Origin of the sequence: Citrobacter sp. Res13-Sevr-PEB04-36, from assembly GCF_015672735.1 — a bacterium.
Lineage (GTDB): Bacteria > Pseudomonadota > Gammaproteobacteria > Enterobacterales > Enterobacteriaceae > Citrobacter.
Genome location: NZ_JADABY010000044.1, coordinates 40826 through 63023, shown reverse-complemented (window position 1 = coordinate 63023; position 22198 = coordinate 40826). Strand labels below are relative to the sequence as shown.

General features: G+C 53.7%; 22 protein-coding genes. 14 read left to right on the top strand and 8 right to left on the bottom strand.

Annotated features, from left to right (window positions below; translation table 11 throughout):
• Window positions 1-31: 31 nt before the first annotated feature.
• The 6 genes from ucpA to cysM all read left to right on the top strand — a co-directional run bounded on the left by ucpA (window position 32) and on the right by cysM (window position 5966).
• Window positions 32-823: an SDR family oxidoreductase UcpA gene (gene ucpA, locus IMQ48_RS13640; RefSeq protein WP_196209461.1), complete on the top strand. Its 792-nt coding sequence runs from the start codon at window positions 32-34 to the stop codon at window positions 821-823.
• Between the two features lie 303 nt (window positions 824-1126).
• Window positions 1127-2140: a thiosulfate/sulfate ABC transporter substrate-binding protein CysP gene (gene cysP / locus IMQ48_RS13635; protein WP_196209460.1), complete on the top strand. Its 1014-nt coding sequence runs from the start codon at window positions 1127-1129 to the stop codon at window positions 2138-2140.
• A complete protein-coding gene (gene cysT, locus IMQ48_RS13630) occupies window positions 2141-2974 on the top strand; it encodes a sulfate/thiosulfate ABC transporter permease CysT (RefSeq protein ID WP_196209459.1) in 834 nt (277 codons plus the stop codon). It abuts the gene before it with no gap.
• A complete protein-coding gene (gene cysW, locus IMQ48_RS13625; protein ID WP_196209458.1) occupies window positions 2974-3849 on the top strand; it encodes a sulfate/thiosulfate ABC transporter permease CysW in 876 nt (291 codons plus the stop codon). The genes cysT and cysW overlap by 1 nt, the downstream gene beginning before the upstream one ends.
• Window positions 3839-4936: a sulfate/thiosulfate ABC transporter ATP-binding protein CysA gene (gene cysA, locus IMQ48_RS13620; protein WP_196209457.1), complete on the top strand. Its 1098-nt coding sequence runs from the start codon at window positions 3839-3841 to the stop codon at window positions 4934-4936. The genes cysW and cysA overlap by 11 nt, the downstream gene beginning before the upstream one ends.
• A 118-nt stretch (window positions 4937-5054) precedes the next feature.
• Window positions 5055-5966, top strand: a complete 912-nt coding sequence (cysM, locus tag IMQ48_RS13615; RefSeq protein WP_196209456.1) for a cysteine synthase CysM — start codon at window positions 5055-5057, stop codon at window positions 5964-5966.
• Window positions 5967-6019: 53 nt separating this feature from the next.
• On the opposite strand, the gene IMQ48_RS13610 is transcribed toward cysM, so the two are convergent.
• Complete coding sequence (locus tag IMQ48_RS13610) at window positions 6020-6736, bottom strand: type 1 glutamine amidotransferase (protein WP_196209455.1); 717 nt, start codon at window positions 6734-6736, stop codon at window positions 6020-6022.
• A 13-nt stretch (window positions 6737-6749) separates the two neighbouring features.
• Window positions 6750-8042: a transcriptional regulator PtsJ gene (gene ptsJ / locus IMQ48_RS13605; RefSeq protein WP_196209454.1), complete on the bottom strand. Its 1293-nt coding sequence runs from the start codon at window positions 8040-8042 to the stop codon at window positions 6750-6752.
• Window positions 8043-8124: 82 nt separating this feature from the next.
• Between ptsJ and pdxK the strand changes: the two genes are divergently transcribed.
• Window positions 8125-8991, top strand: a complete 867-nt coding sequence (pdxK, locus tag IMQ48_RS13600) for a pyridoxine/pyridoxal/pyridoxamine kinase (RefSeq protein WP_196209453.1) — start codon at window positions 8125-8127, stop codon at window positions 8989-8991.
• The gene (locus tag IMQ48_RS13595; protein ID WP_096756253.1) at window positions 8988-9227 is read left to right on the top strand and encodes a cytoplasmic protein; all 240 of its coding nucleotides are present in this window, start codon (window positions 8988-8990) and stop codon (window positions 9225-9227) included. Before pdxK ends, IMQ48_RS13595 begins: the two co-directional genes overlap by 4 nt.
• Window positions 9228-9396: 169 nt before the next feature.
• Here IMQ48_RS13595 and crr read toward each other — a convergent pair whose 3' ends face one another.
• From crr to cysZ, 5 genes are all read right to left on the bottom strand, one after another.
• Window positions 9397-9906 (bottom strand): PTS glucose transporter subunit IIA, encoded by a 510-nt coding sequence (gene crr / locus IMQ48_RS13590; RefSeq protein WP_008803873.1) that lies wholly within the window; start codon window positions 9904-9906, stop codon window positions 9397-9399.
• A 40-nt stretch (window positions 9907-9946) separates the two neighbouring features.
• Complete coding sequence (gene ptsI, locus IMQ48_RS13585) at window positions 9947-11674, bottom strand: phosphoenolpyruvate-protein phosphotransferase PtsI (RefSeq protein WP_196209452.1); 1728 nt, start codon at window positions 11672-11674, stop codon at window positions 9947-9949.
• A gap of 45 nt (window positions 11675-11719) precedes the next feature.
• Complete coding sequence (gene ptsH, locus IMQ48_RS13580) at window positions 11720-11977, bottom strand: phosphocarrier protein Hpr (protein WP_002913505.1); 258 nt, start codon at window positions 11975-11977, stop codon at window positions 11720-11722.
• A 383-nt stretch (window positions 11978-12360) separates the two neighbouring features.
• Window positions 12361-13332, bottom strand: coding sequence for a cysteine synthase A (gene cysK, locus IMQ48_RS13575; protein ID WP_196209451.1), 972 nt, complete (start codon window positions 13330-13332; stop codon window positions 12361-12363).
• A gap of 163 nt (window positions 13333-13495) precedes the next feature.
• The gene (cysZ, locus tag IMQ48_RS13570; RefSeq protein WP_196209450.1) at window positions 13496-14257 is read right to left on the bottom strand and encodes a sulfate transporter CysZ; all 762 of its coding nucleotides are present in this window, start codon (window positions 14255-14257) and stop codon (window positions 13496-13498) included.
• Window positions 14258-14487: 230 nt separating this feature from the next.
• Here cysZ and zipA point away from each other — a divergent pair, with 230 nt between their 5' ends.
• The 3 genes from zipA (at window position 14488) to IMQ48_RS13555 (ending at window position 17769) form a co-directional block, all read left to right on the top strand.
• Complete coding sequence (gene zipA / locus IMQ48_RS13565) at window positions 14488-15462, top strand: cell division protein ZipA (protein WP_196209449.1); 975 nt, start codon at window positions 14488-14490, stop codon at window positions 15460-15462.
• A gap of 71 nt (window positions 15463-15533) precedes the next feature.
• Entirely contained in the window at window positions 15534-17549 is a 2016-nt protein-coding gene (ligA, locus tag IMQ48_RS13560) for an NAD-dependent DNA ligase LigA (protein ID WP_196209448.1), read from the top strand.
• A 1-nt stretch (window position 17550) separates the two neighbouring features.
• A complete protein-coding gene (locus IMQ48_RS13555; RefSeq protein WP_045445890.1) occupies window positions 17551-17769 on the top strand; it encodes a DUF3820 family protein in 219 nt (72 codons plus the stop codon).
• On the opposite strand, the gene IMQ48_RS13550 is transcribed toward IMQ48_RS13555, so the two are convergent.
• Window positions 17766-18764 carry a bile acid:sodium symporter family protein gene (locus IMQ48_RS13550; protein WP_196209447.1) on the bottom strand — a complete coding sequence of 333 codons (999 nt, stop codon included), beginning with the start codon at window positions 18762-18764 and terminating at the stop codon, window positions 17766-17768. The genes IMQ48_RS13555 and IMQ48_RS13550 overlap by 4 nt on opposite strands.
• 89 nt (window positions 18765-18853) lie before the next feature.
• Between IMQ48_RS13550 and IMQ48_RS13545 the strand changes: the two genes are divergently transcribed.
• From IMQ48_RS13545 to IMQ48_RS13535, 3 genes are all read left to right on the top strand, one after another.
• On the top strand, window positions 18854-19780 hold the full coding sequence (locus IMQ48_RS13545; RefSeq protein ID WP_196209446.1) for a LysR family transcriptional regulator: 927 nt from the start codon (window positions 18854-18856) through the stop codon (window positions 19778-19780).
• 183 nt (window positions 19781-19963) lie between these two features.
• Window positions 19964-20797, top strand: coding sequence for a xanthosine phosphorylase (xapA, locus tag IMQ48_RS13540; protein ID WP_096756261.1), 834 nt, complete (start codon window positions 19964-19966; stop codon window positions 20795-20797).
• 59 nt (window positions 20798-20856) lie between these two features.
• Window positions 20857-22113 carry a nucleoside permease gene (locus IMQ48_RS13535; RefSeq protein ID WP_196209445.1) on the top strand — a complete coding sequence of 419 codons (1257 nt, stop codon included), beginning with the start codon at window positions 20857-20859 and terminating at the stop codon, window positions 22111-22113.
• Window positions 22114-22198: the final 85 nt, after the last annotated feature.

Here is a 22198-nt window from a genome sequence, read left to right as displayed (position 1 = left end):
GATGCTTCATATTCAAAAGGAGAATATTGAAATGGGAAAACTCACGGGCAAAACAGCATTGATTACGGGCGCATCTCAGGGTATTGGCGAAGGGATTGCCAGAACGTTTGCCCGCCACGGTGCGAATCTTATCTTGCTGGATATCTCCGATGAGATTGAAAAACTGGCCGATGAACTTGCTGGACGCGGTCACCGCTGTACGGCGGTTCATGCGGACGTCAGAGATTTCGCATCTGTCACAGCGGCGGTAAAACGTGCCAGGGAGATCGAGGGAAAAATCGATATTCTGGTCAACAATGCGGGTGTGTGTCGTCTCGGCAGCTTCCTTGAAATGAGCGATGAAGATCGCGACTTCCATATTGATATCAACATCAAAGGCGTCTGGAACGTGACGAAAGCCGTTCTGCCGGAGATGATTGCTCGCAAGGATGGGCGCATCGTGATGATGTCATCCGTAACCGGCGATATGGTGGCCGACCCGGGCGAAACGGCCTATGCGCTGTCGAAAGCCGCGATTATCGGCTTGACCAAATCTCTGGCGGTAGAATACGCGCAATCCGGCATCCGCGTTAATGCGATTTGCCCCGGCTACGTGCGTACGCCTATGGCGGAAAACATCGCGCGTCAGTCTAACCCGGACGACCCTGAATCGGTGTTAACTGAAATGGCGAAAGCCATTCCGCTGCGTCGCCTGGCGTGTCCACTTGAAGTCGGTGAACTGGCGGCGTTTCTGGCGTCTGATGAGTCCAGCTACTTAACCGGCACGCAAAACGTGATTGATGGCGGCAGTACCCTGCCAGAAAGCGTTAGCGTCGGCGTCTGAGTGATGCCTGTCTCCTCCCCGCGAATAGGGGAGGAGTTACCCCTTAGAGCTATCCCATTAGGCTATTTTATTTGCCAGTTTGGCCCTGGGCAGTGCTCAAAATCCTCACGAACTTCATATACGCTCCGGTTTTTCCGCGCTGTTCGTGTCCAAACTGCCTGCAACAATTACACCTACTGGGATAAGCTCTTATTCTCTTTTCAACTTTCAAATCATCAAACGGTATATAAAACCGTTACTCCTTTTACTCCCGTTATAAATATGATGGCCATAAGAAAGTCATTAAATTTATAAGGGTGCGCAATGGCCGTTAACTTACTGAAAAAAAGAACCCTGACGCTGGCGGCGCTGCTGCTGGTTGGTCAGGCGCAGGCAACGGAACTGCTGAACAGTTCCTACGATGTGTCTCGCGAGCTGTTTGCCGCCCTTAACCCGTCGTTTGAACAGCAATGGGCGCAGGATAATGGCGGTGACAAGCTGACGATTAAACAATCTCATGCCGGGTCATCAAAACAGGCGCTGGCGATTCTGCAGGGGCTGAAAGCCGATGTCGTGACCTATAACCAGGTTACTGATGTGCAGATCCTGCATGACAAAGGCAAACTTCTCCCCGCCGACTGGCAAAGCCGTCTACCGAATAACAGTTCGCCGTTCTATTCCACAATGGGCTTCCTGGTGCGTAAGGGGAACCCGAAAAATATCCATGACTGGAATGATCTGGTGCGTTCTGACGTCAAACTGATTTTCCCGAACCCGAAAACCTCCGGTAACGCGCGCTATACCTATCTGGCGGCGTGGGGCGCGGCGGCAAAAGCGGACGGCGGCGATAAAGCCAAAACTGAACAATTCATGACTCAGTTCCTGAAAAATGTTGAAGTCTTTGATACCGGCGGTCGCGGTGCTACCACCACCTTTGCGGAACGCGGGCTGGGCGATGTGTTGATCAGCTTCGAATCAGAAGTGAACAATATTCGTAAGCAGTATGAAGCGCAGGGTTTCGAGGTCGTTATTCCTAAGACCAATATTCTCGCCGAATTCCCTGTAGCGTGGGTCGATAAAAACGTGCAGGCCAACGGCACCGAGAAAGCGGCGAAAGCCTACCTGAACTGGCTGTACAGCCCGCAGGCGCAGACCATCATCACGGATTACTACTACCGGGTGAATAACCCGCAGGTGATGGACAAGCTGAAAGATAAATTCCCGCAGACCGAGTTGTTCCGCGTAGAAGAACAGTTTGGCGCGTGGCCTGAAGTGATGAAAACGCACTTTGTCAGCGGCGGTGAGCTGGACAAACTGTTGGCGGCGGGGCGTAAGTAAATGTTTGCTGTTTCCTCCCGACGCGTGCTGCCCGGCTTTACCTTAAGCCTGGGCACCAGCTTACTGTTTGTCTGCCTGATATTGCTGCTGCCGCTCAGTGCGCTGGTGATGCAGTTGGCGCAAATGAGCTGGGCGCAGTACTGGGAAGTGATTACCAATCCGCAGGTGGTTGCGGCTTATAAGGTCACGCTGCTGTCCGCGTTTGTGGCCTCGATTTTTAACGGCGTGTTTGGCCTGCTGATGGCGTGGATCTTAACCCGCTATCGCTTTCCTGGTCGCACGTTGCTGGATGCGTTAATGGATCTGCCGTTTGCGCTACCCACGGCGGTGGCGGGCCTGACGCTGGCCTCGCTGTTTTCGGTTAACGGTTTCTACGGCGAGTGGCTGGCGAAGCTGGATATTAAAGTAACCTACACCTGGCTCGGTATTGCGGTCGCCATGGCCTTTACCAGTATTCCTTTCGTGGTGCGCACCGTACAACCGGTGCTGGAAGAGTTAGGCCCGGAGTATGAAGAGGCGGCAGAGACGCTCGGCGCCACGCGGTTGCAGAGTTTTCGTAAAGTGGTACTGCCAGAGCTGTCTCCGGCGCTAATCGCGGGTATCGCGCTCTCGTTCACCCGCAGCCTGGGGGAGTTTGGTGCGGTTATCTTCATCGCCGGGAATATTGCCTGGAAAACGGAAGTTACCTCGCTGATGATTTTTGTTCGCCTGCAGGAGTTTGACTATCCGGCCGCCAGCGCGATTGCGTCGGTGATCCTCGGGGCATCGCTGTTGCTGCTGTTTTCGATTAACACCCTGCAGAGTCGCTTTGGTCGACGTGTGGTAGGTCACTGATGGCAGAGATTACCCAATTGAAACGCTATGGCGTGCCCCGCATCAACTGGGGGAAATGGTTTCTGATCGGCACCGGTATGCTGGTCTCCGCGTTTATTTTGCTGGTGCCGATGATTTATATCTTCGTGCAGGCGTTCAGCAAGGGATTAATGCCGGTATTACAGAACCTGGCCGACCCTGACATGCTGCACGCTATCTGGCTCACAGTGCTGATTGCGCTGATTGCGGTACCGGTGAATCTGGTGTTTGGTGTGCTGCTGGCATGGTTAGTCACCCGCTTTAACTTCCCCGGCCGCCAGTTGTTGCTGACGTTGCTGGATATTCCGTTTGCCGTGTCACCAGTGGTTGCCGGTCTGGTCTATCTGCTGTTTTACGGCTCCAACGGCCCGCTCGGTGGCTGGCTGGATGAGCACAACCTGCAGGTGATGTTCGCCTGGCCGGGAATGGTGTTGGTGACAGTGTTCGTGACCTGCCCGTTTGTGGTGCGAGAGCTGGTGCCGGTAATGTTGAGCCAGGGCAGCAATGAAGACGAGGCGGCTATTTTACTCGGCGCATCCGGCTGGCAGATGTTTCGCCGCGTGACGTTGCCAAACATTCGCTGGGCGCTACTGTACGGCGTGGTGCTGACCAACGCCCGCGCGATTGGCGAGTTTGGCGCGGTGTCGGTGGTGTCCGGCTCGATTCGCGGCGAAACGCTGTCTCTGCCTTTGCAGATTGAATTACTGGAGCAGGACTACAACACCGTCGGCTCCTTTACCGCTGCGGCGTTATTAACGCTGATGGCGATTGTTACCCTGTTTTTGAAGAGCATGTTGCAATGGCGTCTGGAGAACCAGGAAAAACGCGCGCAGCAGGAGGAAAATCATGAGCATTGAGATTGCCAATATTAAGAAGTCTTTTGGTCGCACCCAGGTGCTGAACGATATCTCACTGGATATTCCTTCAGGTCAGATGGTCGCGCTGCTGGGGCCGTCCGGTTCGGGCAAAACCACGCTGCTGCGCATTATTGCCGGGCTGGAGCATCAGTCTAGTGGGCACATTCGCTTTCACGGTACGGACGTCAGCCGTTTACATGCGCGTGACCGTAAAGTGGGATTCGTGTTCCAGCACTATGCGCTGTTTCGTCATATGACCGTTTTCGACAATATCGCCTTTGGTCTGACGGTACTGCCACGTCGCGAGCGTCCGAACGCGGCGGCGATCAAAGCAAAAGTCACCAAACTGCTGGAAATGGTACAACTGGCCCATCTGGCAGAGCGCTTCCCGGCGCAGCTTTCCGGCGGCCAAAAGCAGCGCGTGGCGCTGGCGCGAGCGCTGGCGGTAGAGCCGCAGATCCTTCTGCTCGATGAACCGTTTGGTGCGCTTGACGCCCAGGTGCGTAAAGAACTGCGTCGCTGGCTGCGTCAGCTGCACGAAGAACTGAAATTTACCAGCGTGTTCGTTACCCACGATCAGGAAGAAGCGACGGAAGTGGCGGATCGCGTGGTGGTGATGAGCCAGGGTCATATCGAGCAGGCCGATGCGCCGGATCAGGTTTGGCGCGAACCGGCTACCCGTTTTGTGCTGGAGTTTATGGGCGAAGTGAACCGCCTGCAGGGCACCGTACGCGGTGGGCAGTTCCATGTTGGCGCACATCGCTGGCCGCTGGGGTATACGCCCGCGTATCAGGGGCCGGTCGATCTGTTCCTGCGTCCGTGGGAGGTCGATGTAAGTCGCCGTACCAGCCTCGATTCGCCGCTGCCGGTACAGGTGCTGGAAGCCAGTCCAAAAGGTCACTACACCCAATTAGTTGTCCAACCACTGGGGTGGTATAACGAGCCGCTGACGGTGGTGATGCAGGGCGATAACCCCCCAAGCCGCGGTGAACGTCTGTTTGTGGGACTGCAAAATGCGCGTCTGTATAACGGTGAACAGCGCATTGAAACGCGTGAAACCGAGCTTGCTCTGGCACAATCCGCCTGATAGGTTAATTTGCATAGTTATCGCCCGGTGGCGCTACGCTTACCGGGCCTACGGGCTAAATCATGACCTGTAGGCCGGGTAAGCGCAGCGCCACCCGGCATTTTATTGAGCAGAAAACGTGAACACATTAGAACAAACAATAGGCAATACGCCTCTGGTCAAACTGCAGCGCCTGGCGCCGGATAACGGCAGTGAAATTTGGGTTAAGCTGGAAGGCAATAACCCGGCAGGGTCGGTGAAAGACCGCGCCGCGTTATCGATGATTGTCGAAGCGGAAAAACGTGGAGAAATTAAGCCTGGTGATGTACTGATCGAGGCGACCAGCGGCAATACCGGGATTGCGCTGGCGATGATTGCCGCGCTGAAAGGCTATCGCATGAAGCTGTTGATGCCGGACAACATGAGCCAGGAGCGTCGTGCTGCGATGCGTGCCTACGGTGCTGAGCTGATTCTGGTTAGCAAAGAGCAGGGCATGGAAGGGGCGCGTGACTTAGCCCTGGAGATGGCCCAGCGCGGTGAAGGTACGCTGCTCGATCAGTTTAACAACCCTGATAACCCGTATGCGCATTACACCACCACCGGGCCGGAAATCTGGCAACAAACCTCAGGCCGTATCACTCATTTTGTTTCCAGTATGGGCACCACCGGCACCATTACCGGCGTGTCGCGTTTTCTGCGCGAGCAGGACAATGTGGTGACTATTGTTGGTCTGCAGCCGGAAGAGGGCAGCAGTATTCCGGGGATTCGCCGCTGGCCTGTGGAGTATATGCCGGGGATTTTTAACGCTTCGCTGGTGGATGAGGTACTGGATATTCATCAGAACGATGCCGAGAAAACCATGCGTGAGCTGGCAGTTCGTGAAGGTATTTTCTGTGGGGTGAGTTCCGGTGGGGCGGTAGCAGGTGCACGCCGTATTGCAGAGCAGAACCCTGGTGCGGTTGTGGTAGCGATCATCTGCGATCGCGGCGATCGCTATCTCTCGACAGGCGTGTTCGGTGAAGAGCACTTCAACCAGGGATTAGGGATTTAAGTACTCTATGCAGAGATGCCTGAACAGCGTAATTCATCAGGCATCTCTGCACACTATCTGCGATGTTTCTCTACCAGCAGATCAAGGAACTGCCACAGTTTCTCGTTCATCTGCTGGTAGTTCCATTCACGCATCTCCGTAACGGAGCGAATAAACGGTTTACCTTTGGCTTCGGAAAGTTCTTGTTCAGAGTGCTTGATCAGCCCTTCAACCGCTTCGGCGGTGAACTCCATATGACACTGGAAACCATAGACAAAATTCCCGTACTGCACAATTTGTCGCGGGCAGCCCTCGCTGGTGGCAAGAACCGTGGCCTGCTCGGTTAACCCCGGCATATCGTTATGCCAGTGCCCGACAACCATCGGTGAACCGAGGTGGGCGATCAGCGGATGCGCTTTACCTGCTTCGGTTAGCGTGATGGGGTAATGGCCAATCTCTTTTTCCGGACTTTGACACACTTTCGCCCCCAGAGCCTCACCGATCAGCTGCGAACCGAGACAAATACCGACCACAATCTTACGCGCAGCAATTGACTGGTTAATCAGGTGCTGTTCGGCCTGAGAGTCAAAATATGGGCACTCAGCAAGCGTGGTGCGCGGTGACTGCGGGCCGCCAAAAACGACCAGCATATCGAAACCATCCGCATTTGCGGGAACGGACTCTCCGGCGTAGACGCGCGACCAGCTGATGGCGTAACCGCGTTCGTCGGCCCATGGCAGATATGCGCCAGCTGATTCAAATGACTCATGAATAACAAAATGAACTCGCATGTATTCTCTCCGGTTAGCGCTTCAGCGCCTGATGAATATCAGCCGCTAGCTTAATTATGTTGTGGTCGTCTAATGTTGACAGCGTAATGCGCAGGCCGTGTGACGGCGCATCGACGCCAAATACTTCACCTTCACGTACCAGCCAGCCAGCCTTCGCCAGCGCAAAAGCGAGCGACTGGCTGTGGGTTTGCAGCGGTAGCCACAGATTCAAACCATCGCTTGCGGCAAGCTCAATCCCCTGTTGCTGAAGGGCATGAGTGAGTTTTTGTTGCTGCGCGACGTAAAACTGCTGAGTCTGCACCAGCGTGCGCTGATAGTCCTCATCTTGCAGACAGGCGCAGGCCAAATCCTGCAGCAAATGGCTGACCCACTGACTGCCAGAGTTGAGTCGCAGACGCAGTTTCGCAGAGGTATCGGGATCGCTGGCGACGATGGCAAGGCGTAAATCCGGCCCTAATGTTTTCGACATTGAACGGACAATGGCCCAGTGCTTTGTTTGTGCTGCAATCACCGGATGCCATGGAGAAGCAGACAGCAGGGCAAAGTGATCGTCGATAACCACCAGGGTTTGTGGGTAGCGAGCCAGAATTTCCTGCAACCGGGCGGCGCGGGTAGCGCTCAGGCTACAGCCGGTTGGGTTGTGCGCGCGCGGGGTCAGGATCACCGCCCGTGCCCCTTTCTGTAGCGCCAGTTCCAGCCTGTCAGGCTGCATACCTTCGCTGTCCACGCTGACCGGGCTTGCTGAGTACCCTGCATAACGCAGCATATTGATACTGCTTAAAAAACAAGGATCTTCGACGGCGACGCTATCACCCGGCAGCAAATGGGCGCACAGTAGTCGTTCGATGGCATCAATGGCACCGCTGGTAATATCAATTTCACCCTCGCCGGGTAGGGTATCCTGCATCCATTGCGTTGCCCATGCGTTAAGACCGGGGGAGACGACCGCATCGCCATACAAGCGTGGATTCTTATTTATTTGTGCGAAATAACGGCTCAGATTGGGCAGTCGATGAGGAGCAGGATTCCCGCCGGAAAGGTCGGTTAGCGGTGTATCCGGATTACCCCCTTCCAGCGCGACGGGCGAAGATACACCCTTGATCACCGTGCCGTTACGCCCCTGGCTAAGTGCCAGTCCGGTAGTGACCAGGCGTTTATAAGCCGCCGCGACAGTATTGCGGTTGACGTTTAATGCTGTTGCCAGTTCCCTGACTGGCGGCAGTATGTCTCCTGGCTCGAGCGTGCCTGTAGCGACATGTTGACGAATACTGTCAAATATTTCGTTAGCGGTTTTTCCGTCGATCATTATTGACCTATGACAAAATGAATTTTAGCATATGACGATAATAGTGAGGCATCAGCCCGCTGTCCAGCGAGAGGAGAGGTTTATGGAGCAGGAGAGTGAAATACAGTCAGTGCTCTTCGACGACAAGCATCGGGCGTTACAAACCGATATCGTCGCCGTCCAGTCACAGGTGGTGTATGGCAGCGTAGGCAACAGTATTGCCGTACCGGCCCTTAAAGCGCACGGGTTACGGGTGACGGCGGTACCGACGGTGCTGTTCAGTAACACCCCACATTATGAGACCTTTTATGGTGGGATTATCCCTGGCGACTGGTTTAACGGTTATCTCACTGCTTTACATGAGCGTGATGCTTTGCGCGAACTCAAGGCGGTGACGACCGGCTATATGGGGAGCGCAGAGCAGATAGCGCTGCTCGCACGGTGGCTGGAAACCGTTCGCGTCTCGCATCCGCAACTGTGCATTCTGGTCGATCCGGTGATTGGCGATATCGATAGCGGGATGTATGTGAAGGCTGAAATCCCACAGGCGTACCGTGAGCACCTGCTTCCGCTGGCGCAGGGCGTGACGCCGAACGTGTTTGAATTGCAAATGCTGAGTGGAAAACCGTGTCGCACGCTTGATGAGGCGATTCTGGCGGCAAAATCCCTGCTCACCGACACGCTAAAATGGGTGGTAATCACCAGCGCACCGGGTGATGTCGAGGAGGTCATCAACGTGGCGGTGGTGACGGCTGAAACGGTTGAGGTGTTAGCCCATCCGCGGGTGAAAACGGACCTTAAGGGAACAGGCGATCTATTTTGTGCCGAACTGATAAGCGGTATCGTTGCGGGGAAACCTCTTACCACCGCCACACATGATGCTGCACAGCGCGTGCTGGAAGTGATGACCTGGACGCACCTGTGCGGGTGTGATGAGTTAATTCTGCCACCGGCAGGGGAGGCGCGATGAAGAGTTATCGGCTGGTGGTTCGCCAGCATGGACGTTTAGTTGGGCATTTCGATACCAGCGGCACCGAGGCGCTGGAAGATATCTGCGTCGCGCGCGCGATGTTTGGTATCGCCGGCGGGTATGACTGTGAGCTGCTGGTGGCGGATTCAGAAAGGCGGATGCTGGAAAGCGGGCCAGAAGGGATGAAAATCCTGATGCGCGAGGCGTGTTACCGCCCGATGACCTCGCAAATTTAACGCTTTTCCGAACTACAAAAAATCATTCAGGTTGCATCGAGGCGGCAAAAGAGTGAATCCCCGGGAGCGTAATGAGTACGTGACTGGGGTGAGCGACAGAGGCAATCTGAAGGATGATGTGTATAAAAAAAATGGCGCCATCAGGCGCCATTCTTCACTGCGGCAAGAATTACTTCTTGATGCGGATAACCGGGGTTTCACCCACGGTCACGCTACCGGACAGTTTGATCAGTTCTTTGATTTCGTCCATGTTGGAAATAACAACCGGAGTCAGGGTAGACTTGGCTTTTTCTTCCAGCAGCGGCAGATCGAATTCAATAACCGGGTCGCCCACTTTAACGCGTTGACCTTCTTCAGCGATACGCTTGAAGCCTTCGCCTTTCAGTTCAACGGTATCAATACCGAAGTGAACGAACAGCTCAATGCCGCTATCAGATTCGATAGAGAACGCATGGTTGGTTTCAAAGATTTTGCCGATGGTGCCGTCTACAGGGGCAACCATTTTGTTACCGGTTGGTTTGATAGCGATGCCATCACCAACGATTTTTTCAGCAAAAACTACATCCGGCACGTCTTCGATGTTGACGATCTCGCCAGAGAGCGGAGCTATAATCTCAATAGTTCCGGTGTCTTTCTTATCATCAGAAACCAGAGATTTCAGTTTATCGAACAAACCCATGATCTTCTCCTAAGCAGTAAATTGGGCCGCATCTCGTGGATTAGCAGATTGTTTTTTCTTCAATGAACTTGTTAACCAGCGTCATTAACTCGTCCGTTGTCGGTTGAGCAAGAGCCTGCTCTGCTAACACCTTCGCATCTTCGAAGTTCGTGTTACGGATAATCTTCTTAATGCGCGGGATAGAAATGGCGCTCATAGAGAATTCGTCCAGACCCATCCCCAGCAACAGAAGTGTAGCACGTTCGTCGCCTGCAAGCTCACCACACATGCCGGTCCATTTGCCTTCAGCATGAGAAGCATCAATAACTTGCTTGATCAGCGTCAGAACAGATGGCGACATCGGTTGGTAAAGGTGGGAAATCATATCATTACCACGGTCAACTGCCAGGGTGTACTGCGTTAAATCATTGGTGCCGATACTAAAGAAGTCAACTTCTTTGGCTAAATGACGTGCAATGGTTGCCGCAGCCGGTGTTTCCACCATCACGCCAATCTCAATGGTTTCGTCAAATGCTTTGCCTTCGTCGCGCAGTTCCTGTTTGTAGATTTCGATCTCTTTGCGCAGTGCGCGTACTTCTTCAACAGAGATGATCATTGGGAACATGATGCGCAGTTTGCCGAAAGCAGAGGCACGCAGGATGGCGCGAATCTGGTCACGCAGGATCTCTTTACGGTCCAATGCGATACGAATAGCACGCCAGCCCAGGAATGGGTTCTCTTCTTTCGGGAAGTTCATGTACGGTAGCTCTTTGTCGCCGCCGATGTCCATAGTACGCACGATGACAGCCTGCGAGCCACAGGCTTCTGCAACGGCTTTATACGCCGCAAACTGTTCTTCTTCAGTTGGCAGTGAGTCACGGTCCATGAACAGGAATTCGGTACGATACAGGCCCACGCCTTCAGCGCCATTACGCTCAGCGCCTTCAACATCACGAACGGTACCGATGTTGGCGCAAACTTCGACCTGATGACCATCCAGCGTGATGGCTGGCAGATCTTTCAGCTTAGCGAGTTCCGCTTTCTCGGAGGCAACCTGCTCCTGAACGGCACGCAGTTGCTCAATAACATCGTTGGTTGGATTGACGTAAACCAGATTGTTTACGGCATCCAGAATCAGATAGTCGTCGTTTTTCACCTGAGAGGTGACGCTACCGGTACCCACGATGGCAGGCAGTTCCAGAGAACGCGCCATGATTGAGGTATGGGAAGTACGTCCACCCGCGTCAGTGATGAAACCCAGCACCTTATTCAGGTTCAGCTGTGCGGTTTCTGACGGTGTCAGATCGGCGGCAACCAGGATAACTTCGTCCTGAATAGCGCTCAGATCGATAATTGCCAGACCCAGGATGTTACGCAGCAGGCGTTTACCGATGTCACGTACGTCAGCCGCACGTTCTTTCAGGTATTCATCATCCAGCTCTTCCAGAGCGGTGGCCTGACCTTCGATAATTTCATGCGCAGCTGCATCAGCTGTCATGTGCTTATCTTTAATCAGGGCTATGATTTCCTGCTCCAGCTCCTCATCTTCGAGCAGCATGATATGCCCTTCAAAGATGGCTTCTTTTTCTTCACCGAATGTTTCACCAGCTTTGGTTTTGATCGCTTCCAGTTGCGCAGATGCCTTGGCACGACCGCTCAGAAAACGTTCAACTTCCTGATCAACCTTGTCGGCAGAAATTTTTTTCCGGTCAATGACGATTTCGTCTTCTTTCAGCAGTAGTGCCTTGCCGAAAGCGATACCCGGGGATGCTAAAATGCCTGAAATCATAACCCTACCTTACTTGTGACTGATATTAAAAAGAACTCGTTGAACTTACTCGAGTTCAGCCATCAGTTTAACCAGATGCTCAACTGCTTTCTGCTCGTCTTCGCCTTCTGCGGAGAGGGTTACAACGGTGCCCTGAGTCAGGCCCAGAGTCTGCAGTTTAAACAGGCTTTTGGCGCTAGCGCTTTTGCCGTTGGAAGTCACAGTAATTTCAGACGTAAAGCCTTTTGCTTCTTTAACGAACTGAGCAGCAGGGCGAGTATGCAGACCGTTCGGAGCGGTAATGGTAACTTCTTGCTGGAACATTATATTTCCCCAACTTATAGGTTTAGTGTTGTGGAACTAAAGTCTAGCCTGGCGGTTCAACTTTAGCCTGTATTGTTAGCGTCGACGTAAACTGGACGCGACACAAAAGGAGTTCGGTGCAATCCGTTGCGGGCAACTTCTTGCCGCTGACGTTTCTTTCGTCATTAAACATTATGCCGCGAAAGGAAGAGTTGAACCAAATCATAAAATCGATTCAGCTAGCGCTTTTCCTGTAACGATTAATTTCGCGCATCAAAATAATTAGTTTGGTTAAATACCAGTTCCGGCGGGTTGAATCAATGCCAGGTGGGTTGAAAGTTTGAAGCAGGCCACAAAAAAGCACCCAAAAGGGTGCTTTTTTACGCGTTTTTAACATGCTGGCACTACTGTTGCAGCTCTTTCTCAGTAAAGAGATCGGCAAACAATGCTGTGCTCAGATAACGCTCACCCGATGACGGTAGAATAACCACTATATTCTTATTGGTAAAGGTTTCATCTTCCTGGAGTTTAAGTGCGGCAGCTACCGCCGCCCCAGAAGAGATGCCTGCCAGAATACCTTCTTCTTCCATCAAGCGACGCGCGGTGGAGATAGCTTCGTCGTTGGTGATGGCGACTACTTTATCAATCAGCTTCAGGTCGAGGTTGCCCGGAATGAAACCGGCGCCAATCCCCTGAATCTTGTGCGGACCTGGCTTGAGTTCTTCTCCTGCCAGCGCCTGAGCGATGACCGGAGAATCTGTCGGTTCAACGGCAACGGTGATTAAATCCGTTTTGCCTTTGGTTCCTTTAATGTAGCGAGTGACACCGGTCAGCGTACCGCCGGTGCCAACGCCGGAGATAAATACATCCACTTGACCATCGGTATCTTCCCAGATCTCCGGACCGGTGGTTTTTTCATGGATTTCCGGGTTGGCTGGGTTGCTGAACTGCTGAAGCAGCAGGAATTTTTCTGGATTGCTGGCTACGATTTCTTCCGCTTTCTGAATTGCGCCCTTCATGCCTTTTGCGCCTTCGGTCAGCACCAGGTTTGCACCCAGCGCTTTCAGTAGCTTACGACGCTCAATGCTCATAGTTTCTGGCATCGTCAGGGTCAGCTTATAGCCACGTGCGGCGGCGACGTAGGCCAACGCAATACCGGTGTTGCCGCTGGTCGGTTCAACCAGTTCAATACCCGGTTTTAGCACCCCACGTTTTTCGGCATCCCAAATCATATTGGCACCGATACGGCATTTAACGCTAAAGCTCGGGTTGCGTGATTCTACCTTCGCCAGAATGCGTCCGTTACCGATACGGTTCAGTCGAACCAGCGGCGTATGACCGATAGTCAGCGAGTTGTCTTCAAAAATCTTACTCATGGCCTGTCCTTAACTGTATGAAATTGGGATACCGCATCAGCATACCTGTTGAGAAAGTATGGGGAAGTAAGGAAATCGCATATCTATATGCTGATGAGAAATAATGCCTTGCAGTATGGAATAAGAGCGGGCATAAGACGGCCCGCATTTACACATTTTTGCATTACTTCCATAACGCGTGCTTAGCACGATAGCAATCTACCCACATCGCGGTGGCACCGCAAACGGCAACTGGCATGATAAACATGTTGAGCACCGGGATCAGGGTGAACAGGCTGGTCAGCGCGCCAAACTGCATATTGGTGACTTTGCGCGTGCGCAGGGCGGTACGCATTTCTTTGAACGGCACCTTGTGGTTATCAAACGGGTAATCGCAATACTGGATGGCCAGCATCCACGCGCTGAACAGGAACCACAGTACCGGCGCGACGGTTTGTCCAATACCGGGGATAAAATAGAGCAGCAGCAGTACGACAGCGCGCGGAAGGTACCAGGCCAGCTTTTGCCATTCGCGTTTCATGATACGCGGAATATCTTTCATGATGCCGAGCACGCCGGTGTCGGGTGGCGTTGCACCAGTCAGGCGAGCTTCCAGTTGTTCTGCCAGTAAACCGTTAAACGGTGCGGCGATCCAGTTGGCAAGCGTAGAGAAAAAATAGCCAAACACCAACAGAACGGAAAGGGTCACAATGGGCCACAGTAAATAGCTGAGCCACTGTAACCAGTCGGGAACATGACTCATTAGCGCGGGTATCCAGCTATCAAGCTGGCTAAATAACCACCAGAATGCGCCACCCATCAATAAAATGTTCACCAGTAAAGGCAGGAGAACAAAGCGGCGGATCCCTGGCTGGCTGACGAGCTTCCATCCCTGAGAAAAGTAATAAAAACCGCTGCGTGGTACACTTGCAGATGATGAAACCATAGTCGGGACGTGCTCCTTGTAATCTAAGTCCAGGTCAACTTTGCGTATCTTAACGGGTTGTTGGGCCTTAGGCTGTTCAGAAATGTTCGAAAAAACAGCAAAAAGCACGATTTTATTCATCTTTATGCTGTGAAAGCCAAGAGTACACTTGCACTAGACGTAATCGGCAAATACTCTTAGTGAGTAAATGTTTGCCGTGGTGGCAAGGTGTTAGAACAACAGAGAATATAATGATGCAGGATTTGCGTCTGATATTAATCATTGTTGGCGCGATCGCCATAATCGCTTTACTGGTACATGGTTTCTGGACTAGCCGTAAAGAACGGTCTTCTATATTCCGCGATCGCCCACTGAAACGCATGAAGTCTAAACGTGATGACGAGGATTCTATCGACGACAACGTCGAGGAAGACGAAGGCGTGGGTGAAGTTCGCGTGCATCGTGTGAATCATGCTCCCGGCAACGTGCAGGAACATGGTGTTCCTCCTCAGCCGCCGCAGCACCAGTACCAGCCGCCTTATGCGTCTGCTCAGCCGCGTCAACCTGCACAGCAACCCGCTGAAGTGCCGGTACCGCCGCCGCATGTACAGCCTGCGCAGCCGCCTGTACAACAGCATCAGCCTGTGCCGCAACCGCAGCCTGTCGCGCCGCAGGTTCAGCAGCCAGTGCAGCATGCGCCACAGCCTGCACCGCAGACTTTCCAGCCAGCCGAGCCTGTTGTTGAGCAGAAACCGCAGCCAGAGCCGGTCGTTGAGCCAGCGCCCGTTGCGGAAAAACCGCAGCCTAAAGAAACTGTCATTATTATGAACGTGGCAGCTCATCATGGCAGTGAACTCAATGGTGAAGTGCTGCTCAACAGCATTCAGCAGGCAGGCTTTAAATTTGGCGATATGAATATTTTCCATCGTCATCTGAGCCCAGATGGTAGCGGCCCGTCACTGTTCAGTCTGGCCAATATGGTGAATCCGGGGACGTTTGATCCTGAAATGACCGGTGATTTCACCACGCCTGGCGTCACTATCTTTATGCAGGTGCCGTCCTATGGGGACGAGCTGCAAAACTTTAAGCTGATGCTGCAGTCTGCGCAGCACATCGCCGATGAAGTCGGTGGTGTGGTGCTCGACGATCAACGTCGCATGATGACGCCGCAGAAACTGCGCGAGTATCAGGACCGCATCCGCGACGTTAAAGAATCTCACGCCTGATTGCCCTCTGGCGTGACATCCCCTTTCTGAACCCCCGCCTGTCGGGGGTTTTTTATCATTGATGGTGCGATATGGAATCAATCGAACAACAACTGACAGAACTGCGAACCACGCTTCGCCATCATGAGTATCTTTACCATGTGATGGACGCGCCGGACATTCCCGATGCGGAATATGATCGCCTGATGCGCGAACTGCGTGAACTGGAATCGCAGCACCCGGATCTGATTACGCCCGACTCGCCGACGCAACGCGTCGGTGCGGCTCCGCTGGCGTCCTTCAGCCAGATACGCCATGAAGTGCCCATGCTGTCGCTGGATAACGTGTTTGATGAAGAGAGCTTTCTCGCGTTCAATAAACGCGTACAGGACCGGCTGAAGAGTACGGATAAGCTAACCTGGTGCTGTGAACTGAAGCTGGACGGTCTGGCGGTCAGCATTCTGTATGAAAATGGCGTGCTGGTAAGTGCGGCAACGCGCGGTGATGGCACGACCGGTGAGGACATTACCTCGAATGTGCGTACCATTCGCGCGATCCCGCTCAAGTTGCGCGGCGACAATATTCCAACGCGTCTGGAAGTCCGTGGCGAAGTCTTTTTGCCGCAGGCCGGTTTTGAAAAAATTAATGAAGACGCGCGTCGTACCGGCAATAAAGTGTTTGCTAACCCACGTAACGCAGCAGCCGGTTCATTACGCCAGCTCGATCCGCGTATCACGGCAAAGCGACCGCTAACTTTCTTCTGTTATGGCGTCGGCGTGCTGGAAGGTGGTGAACTGCCGGACACCCATCTGGGCCGTTTACTGCAATTCAAAGCGTGGGGCCTTCCGGTCAGCGACAGAGTCACACTGTGCGACTCTCCGGAGGAAGTCCTTGCTTACTATCATCAGGTTGAAGCAGACCGACCGACGCTCGGCTTCGACATTGACGGTGTGGTGATTAAGGTCAACTCGCTGGCGCTGCAGGAGCAGTTGGGGTTTGTGGCCCGTGCGCCGCGCTGGGCGGTGGCGTTTAAGTTCCCGGCGCAGGAACAGATGACCTTTGTGCGCGATGTTGAGTTTCAGGTCGGACGTACTGGGGCGATTACGCCCGTCGCTCGCCTGGAGCCGGTACAGGTGGCGGGGGTGCTGGTCAGTAACGCCACGCTGCACAACGCTGATGAAATCGATCGTCTGGGTTTGCGCATTGGTGACAAGGTGGTGATTCGCCGCGCGGGTGATGTGATCCCGCAGGTGGTGAACGTGGTGCTTTCCGAGCGCCCCGAAGAGACGCGTGAAATCGTCTTCCCAACCCATTGCCCGGTGTGTGGTTCTGACGTCGAGCGTGTGGAAGGTGAAGTCGTTACCCGCTGTACCGGTGGTCTTATTTGCGGCGCGCAGCGTAAAGAATCCCTCAAACATTTTGTTTCTCGTCGTGCGCTGGATGTGGACGGCATGGGCGATAAGATTATCGATCAACTGGTCGAGAAAGAGTATGTCCATACGCCTGCCGACCTGTTCCAGTTAACGGCTGGTAAGTTGACGGGGCTGGATCGCATGGGGCCGAAATCGGCACAAAACGTGGTCAATGCGCTGGAAAAAGCCAAACAAACCACGTTCGCTCGCTTTCTCTATGCGCTGGGTATTCGCGAGGTGGGAGAAGCCACGGCCGCAGGTCTGGCGGCGCATTTTGGCACCCTTGAGGCGCTGGAAGCGGCGTCCATTGAAGAGCTGCAAAAAGTCCCTGATGTCGGCATTGTGGTGGCCACTCACGTGTTTAACTTCTTCGCTGAAGAGAGTAACCGTGAGGTGATTGGACAGCTGCTGGCACAGGGTATTCACTGGCCTGCGCCGGTGGTCATCAACGTCGAAGAGATCGACAGCCCGTTTGCCGGGAAAACGGTGGTACTGACGGGAAGCCTGAGCCAGATGTCGCGCGATGACGCTAAAGCCCGGTTGACAGAACTGGGGGCGAAAGTGGCGGGCAGCGTGTCGAAGAAAACCGATCTGGTGATTGCCGGTGAAGCCGCTGGCTCCAAGCTTGCCAAAGCCCAGGAGCTGGGTATCGCTGTGATTGATGAAGCGGAGATGATCCGCTTACTGGGCGCCTGAGATGGAAAAAGAGCAGCTGATTGACATCGCCAATACCGTCATGCCCTTTGGCAAATATAAAGGGCGTCGGTTGATTGACGTGCCGGAAGAGTATCTGCTGTGGTTTGCCCGTAAGGATGAATTTCCACCGGGCAAACTGGGCGAGTTGATGCAAATTACGCTGCTGATTAAAACCGAGGGGCTGACACAGCTGGTTCAGCCCCTGAAACGCCCGCTTTAAACCTTGGCGGCGCGGCCTGGCTGCTGCGCCTGCAAGGCGTCTGTCTGTCGCTTATAGCGACGTGCCAGCACCGCACAAACCATCAGCTGGATTTGATGGAAGATCATCAACGGCAGTACCATCATGCCGATCACCGACGTTGGGAACAGAATGTTTGCCATGGGGATCCCGTTCGCCAGGCTCTTTTTCGACCCGCAGAATACAATGGTAATTTCATCGGCCTTATTGAAGCCGCACTTACGCGCCACAAAGACATTTATCCCGATCACGATAGCCAGCAGTACGATACTGACTACCACGATAAACAGCAGTGAACCCACCCCGACTTTGTGCCAGATCCCATTCACCACGGCTTCGCTGAAGGCAGAATAAACCACCAGCAGAATCGACGACTGGTCTGTTTTGGCGATCCATTTTTTATGTCGTGACACCCAGTTACCAATCCACGGGCGTGAAAGATGCCCCAGCACGAACGGCAACAGCAACTGCAGCATGATTTTACCCACCTGCTCAAGGCTGCCTTCTGCGCCATGCATATTCATCACCAGACCGACCAATAGCGGTGAGAGAAAAATACCCAACAGGCTGGAGGCGGAGGCGGAGCATACGGCGGCGGCCACGTTACCTCCCGCCAGCGACGTGAAGGCGATAGCTGACTGCACAGTAGCAGGCAAAATGCACAGGTACAGGAAACCAGTGTATAGCATCGGATCGACGTTAACCGGTGCCCACCAGGCAAACAGCACGCCCAGCACCGGGAAGACGACAAAGGTGCTGCACATCACCCACAGATGCAACCGCCAGTGGCTACCGCCGGCAATAATGGCTTCTCGCGAGAGTTTTGCCCCGTGCATAAAAAATAGCAGGGCAATCGCTGCGGTGGTTAACCCTTCAAAGAAAGGGACAAATCCGCCCTCGGCGGGAAAAAAAGAGGCCAGTAACACGACGGTAATCAGCGTCAGCGTGAACGGATCGAGGATACGAAAAAGTTTCATAAAAGCTCCTGGAATTCGGTCGTACTAGTTTGCGTTTTTCCATTTGAGAAATAAAATTGATTTATTGCATCCATATATGAATTAAATAGATGAATTACTCTCTGCGTCAATTGCGTATCTTTGTCACCGTCGCTCAGGCCAAAAGTTTTAGTCGGGCGGGAGACATCATCGGCTTAAGCCAGTCGGCGGTCAGCCACAGCGTAAAAGAGCTGGAAGGGCAGACGGGCGTGCGTCTGTTGGACAGGACCACCCGAGAAGTGGTGCTGACCGAAGCCGGACAACAACTGGCAGCACGCCTTGAGCGTATCCTGGATGAGCTGCACAGCACGTTGCGCGAAGCCGGACAGGTTGGCACGCAGCTCACCGGTACGGTACGTGTGGCGGCTAGTCAGACGATCTCCGCCCACCTTATTCCACAGTGTATTGCTCAAAGTAACGCGCTGTACCCCGCGATCGATTTTGTCCTGCATGACAGGCCGCAGCAGTGGGTACTGGAAAGTATTCGTCAGGGGGAAGTGGATTTCGGCATAGTTATCGATCCTGGTGCGGCAACGGACCTGCAGTGCGAAGCGGTGCTGTCAGAACCCTTCCTGCTGCTGTGTCGGCAGGATCACCCTTTAGCCGAGCGGGAGTGGGTTAACTGGCAGGATCTCCTGCATGAACGTCTGGTGTTGCAGGATTACGCCTCCGGTAGCCGACCGCTGATTGATGCGGCGCTGGCCCATTTCTCCATTGATGCCAACATTGTGCAGGAGATAGGCCACCCGGCAACGCTCTTTCCGATGGTCGAAGCGGGGATTGGTATCAGCGTACTGCCTGCGCTGGCGCTCCCCCTGCCGCAGGGCAACCACTTGCAGGTCAAACGCCTGACGCCGGTGGTTGAACGACAGCTGATGCTGGCTCGACGTAAAAATCGCTCTTTATCGACCGCTGCTCAGGCGCTGTGGGACGTGGTGCGTACGCAGGCCGGTGAGTTAACCGCCGAACGTGCACGCGATCCGCTCTATCAGATATAAATGCAACCGCCTATGCCATTTCTGGCAGGAGAATAATGTGAAGTTGGGCTGGTTTAGCGCAACTCATCGATACCGATTTACTATCGAACGACGGGAGAAACTGTATTGGTAATCGATTGCGTAGTCTCGTTATAACATCGGGGTACGCTACGTTATTTCGATTACTTAGTTTAAGGACATCTCATGAGCCACACTCTTTTCTCTCAGAATCCCTGGTATAGCGCCGATATCATTCGTGGTTATAAACCTGACTTCACCCCACGCGTGGCATTTATTCTCGGCTCCGGGCTGGGCGCATTAGCCGAGCAAATCGAGGATGCGGTGGCGATCTCTTACGAGAAGCTGCCGGGGTTCCCGGTTAGCACCGTACACGGACATGCGGGTGAACTGGTGCTGGGGAATCTGGCTGGCGTTCCTGTGGCCTGCATGAAAGGGCGCGGACACTTCTACGAAGGTCGCGGTATGACGGTGATGACCGATGCTATTCGTACCCTGAAACTGCTGGGCTGCGAACTGCTATTTTGCACCAACGCGGCGGGCTCTTTACGTCCTGAAGTCGGTCCGGGCAGCCTGGTAGCGCTCAGCGATCACATTAATACGATGCCGGGCACACCAATGGTCGGGCTCAATGACGAGCGTTTTGGTGAGCGCTTCTTCTCGTTGGCGAATGCCTACGATGCAGACTACCGTGCGATCCTGCAAACCGTGGCGAAAGAAGAAGGGTTCCCGCTGAGCGAAGGCGTTTTTGTCTCCTATCCAGGACCGAACTTTGAGACGGCGGCAGAAATTCGCATGATGCAGATTATTGGCGGTGATGTGGTCGGTATGTCGGTGGTGCCTGAAGTCATCGCTGCACGTCACTGTGAATTGAAGGTGGTTGCGGTCTCTGCCATCACCAACCTGGCAGAAGGGCTGGGAGATGTGAAATTATCCCATGCGCAGACACTGGCGGCGGCGGAACTCTCCCGACAGAACTTCATCAATCTGATCTGCGGCTTCTTGCGCAAACTGGCCTGAATAAAAACGATAACTGACCCCGCTTGCGGGGTCTTACTTTTTTGGCAAGGAACGGAAAAATGGGTATCGCCTCTCGCTTAAAGCTCATGTCGTTTTTGCAATATTTTATCTGGGGAAGCTGGCTGGTGACCCTGGGTTCTTACATGATCAACACCCTGCATTTTACAGGCGCGAACGTTGGCATGGTTTACAGCTCAAAGGGACTGGCAGCGATTATTATGCCTGGGATTATGGGGATCATCGCTGACAAATGGTTGCGTGCCGAACGCGCCTACATGCTATGTCATCTGGTGTGCGCGGGTGTGCTGCTGTATGCCACCACTGTTACCGATGCAGATACCATGTTTTGGGTGATGTTGATTAACGCCATGGCCTATATGCCGACGATTGCGTTGTCGAACAGCGTCTCATACTCCTGCCTGGCGCAATCCGGCCAGGATCCGGTCACGGCCTTCCCGCCGATTCGCGTGTTTGGCACCATCGGTTTTATTGTGGCCATGTGGACGGTGAGCCTGATGGGACTGGAGCTGAGTAGCGCCCAGCTGTATATCGCCTCTGGCGCCTCGTTAATGCTGGCGATGTATGCGTTTACCTTGCCGAAAATTCCGGTCGCCGAGAAGAAAGTGGCGACCACGCTTGCCGGTAAACTGGGGCTGGATGCGTTTGTGCTGTTTAAAAATCCGCGTATGGCGATATTCTTTCTGTTTGCCATGATGCTGGGGGCGGTGCTGCAAATCACCAACGTCTTTGGTAATCCGTTCCTGCATGATTTTGCCCGTAACCCTGAATTTGCAGGCAGCTTTGTCGTGAAGTATCCCTCTATTTTGCTGTCGGTATCGCAGATGGCGGAAGTGGGCTTCATTCTCACCATTCCGTTCTTCCTCAAACGCTTTGGCATCAAAACGGTGATGCTGATGAGCATGCTGGCGTGGACGCTGCGCTTTGGTTTCTTTGCGTTTGGCGATCCGTCACCGTTTGGCTTTGTGCTGTTACTGATGTCGATGATCGTTTACGGCTGCGCGTTTGATTTCTTCAATATATCCGGATCGGTGTTCGTCGAGCAGGAGGTCAGCTCCAACATTCGCGCCAGCGCACAGGGGCTGTTTATGACCATGGTGAACGGCGTCGGGGCGTGGGTAGGTTCAATCCTGAGCGGCATGGCGGTGGACTATTTCTCCGTCGATGGCGTGAAGGACTGGCAAACCATCTGGCTGGTGTTTGCGGCTTATGCGCTGGCGTTGGCCGTCATTTTTGCGCTGTTCTTCAAATACAAGCATGAGCCGGAAAGGTCCGTGCAGAAGTCGCTGGCGCATTAATCCTTACTTACGGCGGGCGAATGTTGCCCGCCGTTTTATGTTCTGCGATGCAATGTGGTAACTTTGCGCATTATCCTTCCCCGCT